This window comes from Dialister sp. (assembly GCF_036343215.1).
Classification (GTDB): domain Bacteria; phylum Bacillota; class Negativicutes; order Veillonellales; family Dialisteraceae; genus Dialister.
Genome location: NZ_JAZASU010000077.1, coordinates 1 through 8,174 on the forward strand (window position 1 = coordinate 1; position 8,174 = coordinate 8,174).

The 8,174-nt window shown below is 47.7% G+C and carries 8 protein-coding genes; 6 read left to right on the forward strand and 2 right to left on the reverse strand.

The genetic code is table 11. From position 1 onward, the window contains the following. Positions 1-314: 314 nt before the first annotated feature. Entirely contained in the window at positions 315-1,391 is a 1,077-nt protein-coding gene (locus VZT47_RS08345; RefSeq protein ID WP_330224511.1) for an OmpA family protein, read from the forward strand. A gap of 730 nt (positions 1,392-2,121) precedes the next feature. Here VZT47_RS08345 and VZT47_RS08350 read toward each other — a convergent pair. Beyond that, a complete protein-coding gene (locus VZT47_RS08350; protein WP_330224512.1) occupies positions 2,122-2,943 on the reverse strand; it encodes a hypothetical protein in 822 nt (273 codons plus the stop codon). 493 nt (positions 2,944-3,436) lie between these two features. Here VZT47_RS08350 and VZT47_RS08355 point away from each other — a divergent pair, with 493 nt between their 5' ends. The 4 genes from VZT47_RS08355 (at position 3,437) to VZT47_RS08370 (ending at position 6,811) form a co-directional block, all read left to right on the forward strand. Beyond that, entirely contained in the window at positions 3,437-4,843 is a 1,407-nt protein-coding gene (locus VZT47_RS08355) for a sodium:solute symporter family protein (RefSeq protein WP_330224513.1), read from the forward strand. Then, on the forward strand, positions 4,840-5,544 hold the full coding sequence (locus tag VZT47_RS08360) for an HAD family hydrolase (RefSeq protein ID WP_330224514.1): 705 nt from the start codon (positions 4,840-4,842) through the stop codon (positions 5,542-5,544). The genes VZT47_RS08355 and VZT47_RS08360 overlap by 4 nt, the downstream gene beginning before the upstream one ends. Positions 5,545-5,787: 243 nt before the next feature. Beyond that, positions 5,788-6,102 (forward strand): glycyl-tRNA synthetase, encoded by a 315-nt coding sequence (locus VZT47_RS08365; RefSeq protein WP_330224515.1) that lies wholly within the window; start codon positions 5,788-5,790, stop codon positions 6,100-6,102. A 358-nt stretch (positions 6,103-6,460) separates the two neighbouring features. Continuing rightward, positions 6,461-6,811, forward strand: coding sequence for an ArsR/SmtB family transcription factor (locus VZT47_RS08370; RefSeq protein ID WP_330224516.1), 351 nt, complete (start codon positions 6,461-6,463; stop codon positions 6,809-6,811). Positions 6,812-6,832: 21 nt separating this feature from the next. Here the strand turns inward: VZT47_RS08370 and VZT47_RS08375 are convergent, their stop codons facing one another. Continuing rightward, positions 6,833-7,024, reverse strand: a complete 192-nt coding sequence (locus VZT47_RS08375; protein ID WP_330224517.1) for a hypothetical protein — start codon at positions 7,022-7,024, stop codon at positions 6,833-6,835. Between the two features lie 370 nt (positions 7,025-7,394). Here VZT47_RS08375 and VZT47_RS08380 point away from each other — a divergent pair, with 370 nt between their 5' ends. Further along, the gene (locus tag VZT47_RS08380; protein ID WP_330224518.1) at positions 7,395-8,153 is read left to right on the forward strand and encodes a ParA family protein; all 759 of its coding nucleotides are present in this window, start codon (positions 7,395-7,397) and stop codon (positions 8,151-8,153) included. Positions 8,154-8,174 lie beyond the last annotated feature (21 nt).

Below are 8,174 nucleotides of genomic sequence, written 5' to 3' on the forward strand. Positions count from 1 at the left end.
AATTTGATGCGGGCCTCCTTCACTGAGAACTGTGAACTGAGAACTGATAACTTCATAAACTCTGGTCATTCAATATTTTGTGTAATTATTGTACAGCCCCTTACGAAAGTTTCATCAAAATTGGTACTTTTGCAGCTTTGCATTTTTATTTCTTTTCTAACAAATGATTCGGAATTTACTGAACGCTGGTCATTAAAATTTTTTATATTTCCAAAAGGAGAGTACTTACTTTTGTTCTCTATTTCCACCTTTTTTCCTATGATATAATACTTATATATGTTTCCTGAAAAAATGAAAGTACGAGGTATAAAAATATGAAAAAGATTCTGATTATGATGGCTCTGGCTGCTTCCGTAACGGGTGTGGCATTTGCTTCTCCCCAGACTTCCTTCAAGGAAGGACAGACGGAAATCAATGTGGGCATGTGGGATGCCGAAGCTCATTCCAATGGCTACAAGTCCGACGGGGAATGGAATTTCCTGGGCGGCGTGACTTACGGCATCAATGAAAAGTGGGCTGCCCAGTACCAGTACACCGGGCTCCATACGGATCATACCGATGGAAATATGAATGAAATCAATGCCCTTTATTCCTTCCATCCCCAGGTGGCAGGTTTCGTGGGCTGGAACCGCATTTATATGAAGGATTTCCCGAAGCGTGCTTTTGGTTCTGATGACCAGATCAATAACATTGCCCAGCTCGGCATCATTGCCCGCCAGCCAATTAATGATGTGGTGGATGTGTATGCCAAAGGTGCTCTTGGTACGGAGCAGACTTCCATGTGGGAAGCCGGTGTCAATCTGGCCCTGGATAAGAATGTGGATCTCAATGCCGGTTATCATTACCTGAATACAAAGGGCGATTCGGAAAATAACGTTTCCTATAAAGGTTTCATTGCAGGCGTTTCCTATCGTTTCGGCGGCAAGGATCATACCGGTGAAGTTTTCGAAGAGGCAGAACCAAATCTGGACTATGAAGCCCAGGCAGAAGAACCGTCCGTCGTAACTATTTCTTCCAATCAGGGCGGTCCGGCAACGACTGTAGAAGTTCCTGCAGATGAACCTGTAAAAGCTCCGGAAAATGATTACTATATGAATTCCGTTCATTTCGACAGCGATTCCGCTGCTCTCACGGATTCCCAGAAAGCAAACCTGAAGGACTTCATCGCAAAGGCAAAGGAAACCGGCCACACTTTCAAACTCGTAGGCCGTGCCGATCCCACCGGCTCTGCCGATTACAATAAGGAACTCGCTTCCCGCCGCATCGAAAGCGTGAAAGCTTACGCCGTATCCCAGGGCGTGGACAGCTCCAAACTGATTCCGATGGTCAAGGGCGCAGAAGGCGCTACCGGCCCGGAAAGCAGAAGAGTGGATGTATTTGAACATAAATAATGCGAATTATTTCGCGGATAACGATTACAGTCATTTGTGCTGATCGTGGTTCGTGAAATTGTCGGCGCTGATACGCCGACAATTTTTTTATGGGGAATGTGCACAGACGAGTGTGAAAAGCCCGTACGAGCCCCGACTCACCTGCCGCCGAGTCCGGGGGGCAGCGGGCAAGGGGGGACTATCGCAGACGGCACATATGAGGGACTGACAAAACGTACCTGGAACAAATGAGGAAATCGGTAAGCAAGCAGGCCCCCGAAGTTCGGGGGGCTCCGCGAAGCGGTGGGGGGCTGTACTATCGGAGACAATACATATGAGACTAACTGACAAAAGGTTCTTGGGATAAATAAGGATAGCCGTAATCGTGAGGCCTCTTTCACGGAGATGCTGAACTTCAATCGGCTTTCCTGCCGGGACTATTTCTTTAAAAAAACAAAAGGGACTGTACAAAAATTACACAATATGTTGAATTGCTGAAATTTATAAAGTTATCAGTTATCAGTTCATAGTTCTCAGTGGATGAGGCCCGCATCAAATGAGATGGCGGGCTATTTTTATACACAATTTTCATTGGAAATGATTAAATTTTTTACATAAAAAGGCCGCTTCTCCTGCGTAATGGCGGCCACCACAACTGCGAACTGATAACTAATAACTGATAACTATTTCCCCTAAAGTTTTTAAAATAATAATTTCTATTTTTGTACACCCCCTTTTTATTTCCGGATTTTCAAGCATCCCGGAAGGCGAGGGCTTCTTTGGCTTTCTGTATCTTCTTTTTACTTTCCGGATTGATTTCATTCGTATTGATATCGATGACCCGGGGGAAGAGGGAGGTAATGAGGTGGGCCACTTGGATGGCGCGGGCAATCTGCATTTTTTCGGAACGGCTGTAATGGTTCCAGTCGGTGCCTTCTTCTTTCAGGATGAATTTCAGATTTTCTATGCCGTCTACAAAATAATCGTGGAGATCGTAAAGGATGCCTGCTTCTTCTCTGGCCGCATCGATGATTTCTTCCATTCCGGCAGTGAGCTGCCTTGCCCGGGCCTGGTAGTCTTTGAGTTTTCTGATGAGTTCGGAAATATAGGTTTTGTCCAGGGAATGGAACCGGCCATTGTCCACTTCTACTTTTGGCAGGATGAGGATATTGTCCATGATTCCATAATCGGGGGTCATGGATTTGAAGCCCAGAGAGTTCACGGCACTCATATCTCCCAGGGTATCGACGATGGATACCATGTCATCGACCTGGAAACCTTCCCGGATGAAGCTTTCAATTCCTGCCAGACCTTCGCAGTCATGAAGGTTGAAATTGCGGATGGTGGAGAAGGTGCTGATGAATTCTTCCATATGCCGGGAAACGGCATCGACTTTGGCCCGGTTCAGTTCCACCAGTTCGTAATGCTCCCGGGAACGGAGACGCTGGATTCTTCTCCTTACCCGCCGGAAAGCTTTGGAAAGTTCCCACTCCGGGTCTTTGATGTAATGGGGATCCTGTATTTTTCCCTCTTCCATGGCCTGCAGTACTTGAATCACATAGGTAATGGTCATAGTTCCTCCTCTGTATATAAAAAATATACAGGTTCTCCGGTTTATTATTAATTGTTTCTTATATTTCTAATTATACACCAAAAATTCCTGTCCGTATATGGAAATATAAAAGCGGCCGGCCGCGGAGGAAATCATTCACTCTATAAATCAGCGGATGAAATCCCGCATTACCCGACCGGTTCAGATCGAAAAGCAAAAAAGCTCCCAGCGATAAGCGTCAGGCCAAAACCCCCATTCCGATATCGTTTCCAGTCGAAAAAGCCGCAAAAGCCCCCGGTGCCAATCGGAAGGCCAAAACCCCCATTCCGATATCGCTTCCAGTCGAAAAGCCATAAAAGCTTCCAGTGATAATCCGCAGGCAAAAACCGAGTCGGTAGTTTATTGTAAATAGTTATCTATACTAAATTTTTTCTAAACCCCATGTCCTCTCTTTTCACTTGTGCTATAATGCTCATATATTTAATGAAAAATAAATATAAGGAAAGGAAAAATCATGAATCTCACTACGCTTCATGCGATTATTATCATTGCTACGGTAGCCCTGGTGATCGGAATCGGTATTTATCATTCCCGTTCGGTCAAGTCGGCGGCCGGGTATTCCGTAGGCGGCCGTTCGGCCGGAGTTCCTCTGGTAGCAGGAGGAATTGCGGGAACTGTTGTCGGCGGGGGAGCAACCGTTGGTACGGCGCAGCTGGCGTACAGTTTCGGCCTTTCTGCCTGGTGGTTTACCCTGGGAAGCGGGATTGCTTTTATTATCATGGGCATTTTCTATGCGAAGAAGATGCGCGGCACGGGACTGGAAACGATTCCCCAGTTCCTGGCTCTCCATTATGGGGAAAAGGCGGAGGAGCTGGCTTCCATTATTTCCTCCATCGGCATTCTTTTTTCTGCCGTGGCATCGACTCTTCCGGGAATTGAAATCATTGCGAATCTCACCGGTCTTTCGCCGGAATTGTCAGCCATCGTGCTGATTCTTCTCGTCATAGGCTATACTTTCTTCGGCGGCATGAAAAGTGCCGGTATCGGCGGAATCCTGAAGATGGGGATTATCTGGTTTTCCCTTTTCATTGCCGGTTTTGAAGCCATTTATTTCCTCCATGGCACTCCGGAATGGGCAGCCATTCCTGCCAGCCATTTCAGCCTTTTCGGAAGGGGCATCGAACCGTCGCTGGCCAATCTTTTCTCTGTCATCGTAGGCATCATCTGCACCCAGACCTATGTGCAGTGCATTTTCTCTGCTTCCACTCCGGTGACTGCTTCTTTCGGATGTTTTGCAGCAGCCCTCATAGTTATTCCCGTAGGACTTCCGAATGTGGCCATTGGCATGTACATGCATGCTTTTGATCCCGATGTCCTTCCGATCCTGGTTCTCCCGACTTACCTTATCAATCATACTTCCACTTTCATCGGCGGTCTGGCCATGGGCGGTATCGTCCTTTCCCTGGTAAGCGGGATTGGCGGACTTTCTCTTGGGATCGGTACCATGGTGGCCAGGGATATCATTACACCTCTCTTTTCCGTGAAAGATGACCACAAACTGCTGGTCCTCACGAAACTTTCCGTTCTGGCTGTCATGATCCTGGCCTGCATCATTTCCATAGCCAACCGGGGATCGGAAGTCCTTTTCTGGAATTACCTCTCCATGGCTCTTCGGGGCGGCGGCATTTTCATTCCTTTCTCCATGGCTGTTTTCTGGCCGGGCCATCTTTCCAAGTACTGGACTGTGGCATCCATGATTATTTCTACCGGCGCAGCCCTTCTGGCAGCCACTTTGATCAAATTGCCTCTGGATCCGCTTTTTGTGGGACTCATCGTTTCTGTGATCGTCCTCATTCCGGGCATCCGCAGGAAGAAAGTGGAAAATGCGAACGACTGGGGCAAAGAGGAAATCCTGAAATGAAAGCTGTCATTTTCGATATGGACGGGACGATTCTGGATACCCTTTCCGACCTTACGGCGGCCACAAATTATGCCCTTGGGAAATATGGGGAGCGCCACGATTTCCCGCCTTTCCTGGTGGGTCTGTGCTTTGGAAGCGGTATCACGTCGGACATGGAAAAGTCCCTGGCCCTGGCCCGGGGCTGCCCCGCGGAAGATCTGGAATTCATTGGAAATCGGATTCCTCTTTCCACGTATGGTTTTACGTCAAAAGAAGTGGCAGAGCTGGAGGAAATATTTTCCCCCCACTATGCCTCCCACAACCATATCCGCACCGCGCCTTACAAGGGCATCCCGGAAGTCCTTCAAACTTTAAGAAATCAAGGAATCAAAACGGCGGTGGCCTCCAATAAGAACGATTCCGATGTCCAGACCCTGGCAGCTTCCGTATTTCCGGGTGGCTTTGATATCGTCATAGGAAACAGCCCCTCCATCCGGAGAAAACCCTCTCCGGACATGGTCCTCTCTATTCTCGAAAAGCTGGGAATTTCTAAAGAAGAGGCCCTTTATATCGGTGACACGGAGACTGACCTGGAAACCGCAGAAAACGCAGGGGTCAAATGCCTCGCAGTGGACTGGGGCTTCCGGACCATTTCCTTCCTCAAAGACCATGGGGCGGAAATCATCATCCATGAGCCTTCGGAAATCCTTTCGTATGTATAGAAATAGTGAAAAGTTAAGGTGGCGCCCTGAAGTCACAGGACGCCTTTTTATATGGGAAATTGGATTGCGGGCACGTAAAAGCGGCCGCCCTGCTCGTCCCTGCCGAAACTATAAAAAAATATTATCCTAACGTAAAGATAAAATATTTCCTGTAAAAATCTTCTGTTTCCATCCAAAAAGTGGTACACTATACATGTAAATAGCAAGTTTCATTTGCTATAAATTGGTCGTGAGGTGATAAACATGGCAGAAGTAACTGAAAACAGTGTTGTTGTATGCGGCGTTGACAAGTACAAAGTTTCCGAACTGAAACGTGTTTACGGAAGCGTTTGCTATCAGGGCGGCGAATTCGTATTCCTGGGCTTCCCGGTAGTTGGTGATACCGTAAGATCCTATCGTCCGGACAGCTATGTAGCAGCTGTAGAACTGGGCGACGAAATTTTCGACGGACAGGCTTTCCACTATCATGTAACCCTGACCTATGATGGCCACGTAAGAGAAGTCCTCTATGATGGACTCGATGATGCAGGCCGTCCGGACACTGTAGATATCGAATGAACGGACCAATGAAAAAGACCGGGATTTCCCGGTCTTTTTTATTGCGTCATGCATTTCCGGGGGCATCTTTTCATCACCGGGGCTCTGCCATCATTTCATCCCGTGGAACTTACGGAAATGAAAAAGTCATCCGTGAAGAGGCCTTCACCGGATGGAACAGCAGGTCTTTTCCAAACAGAGTTCTCATTGAAAACGATGAAACTTTATACAAAGGTGCCTCTCCGTGTAAAGGCCTGCCGGCAATGCGAAGGGTTCCCCGCTTTCTTGAAATTGTCTAAAATATTTGACAAAATTCTTTTCATCTGATACTCTTTAGGACAATGATAGAAATAATTCTATGTAGGAGTTCTAAAGAAGTATGGAAAAGATTTACATTGATACCGCCAAAATCCTGAAAGCCATTTCTGATCCGAAACGGTTAAAAATTGTAGATATGCTGTCCTGCAGTGAACAGTGTGCCGGCAAGCTGCAGCAGGCTTTCTGTGTCACCCAGCCGACTCTCTCCCATGACATGAAAGTCCTCGTGGAATCGGGTCTCATTCTGGACCGCCGCAACGGGAAGAATATTTATTATTCCCTCAATCCGGAAGCCCTCCAGCAGCTCTATGCCATTATGGGGGAAATTTTCAGAAATAAACCGCACTGCGTCTGCGAAGATACTCCGGTCCCGGTAAAAGAAGAAATGAGAGAGGCGGAGTCGTCTCTTTAATCTTCTGTCTGATTGGAGTCATCAGTCCTTTTCGTTCTTCGTGAAGGTGGCGCCTTTGAAAGGAAGGTGCCCCTTTTTATTTTTAATTTTAATTTCCAATGCCTTTTGAATCGGGCTGCCGGGGTTCATTTCGGGGGTCTCGGGGGACTCGGGAAGGTGTGGCGCAAATTCACAGGCGCCGCAATTTTTATATTGCGCCTGCTGCAGGTTCATGACACAAACACCGGTCAAATGGTTTTGGCTTATTCATCAGAAAAACAGGCGTAAAGGCTCCTGAGGACAGGAAACCGGATCGAGGAACCGAAGGTGAAAAGGTTTCTGACCCAATAAAAATGTTTCACGTGAAACATTTTTATTGACTGGTATGTAGCAGAGTCAAGGATTACCGGATGCGCAGAATCCCTTTTCGTTTACCTGCGTGCCGAAGGCCCCATACCATATTTGTGCCGGGGAGCGCTGCATCTTCCCGATACCCCGATAGTCTCGACACTCCCGATTCAAAAGCTGTTCATACTTTTATTTATACAATCAATCCGTCTCTATGCTATAATATAAATGATTCTCTATAGAAAGGACGAAGGCCATGGGCAAAATCATCAGCATTATCAACCAGAAAGGCGGCGTAGGAAAGACGACTACGGCGGTCAATCTTTCTGCGTATCTGGCAGATAAGGGAATGAAGACCCTTCTCATCGATGAGGATTCGCAGGCAAATTCCACCAGCGGTCTTTCCAAAGATGTGAAGTTTGGTTCCAATCTGTATGAGGTGCTGCTGAACGGGGAAGAGATTGAAAAAGCCATCGTGAAGACGGCGGTCAAAAAATTATCCATCCTTCCCGCCTCCATTGACCTGGCCGGAGCGGAAATAGAAATCGCATCCCTTCCGCACCGGGAATCTCTCCTGAAGCGGACCATCGAGCCTATCCGTGAGAAATACGATTATATCCTCATTGACTGCCCGCCATCCCTGGGACTTATGACCCTGAATGCCCTGGTGGCTTCCGATGCCATCATCATTCCAATCCAGGCGGAATTTTATGCCCTGGAAGGGCTGGCCCAGCTGGTCAGGACGGTCCATGTGGTAGGACGGAAAATGAATCCGGGCCTCCACATCCTGGGGATTCTCCTCACCATGTTTGACGGAAGGACGAATCTGTCCCTCCAGGTGGCGGAAGAAGTGAAGAAATATTTCGGTTCCAAAGTATTCCGTACGGTGATTCCAAGGACCGTCAAACTTTCCGAGGCACCCAGCTTCGGGGAGCCTATCCTCACCTATGCGCCGAAATCAAAGGGCGCTGAGGCGTACAAGAAATTATGTCGGGAGGTTTTGAAACGTGACTAAGAAGAAACTGGGCCGCGGGCT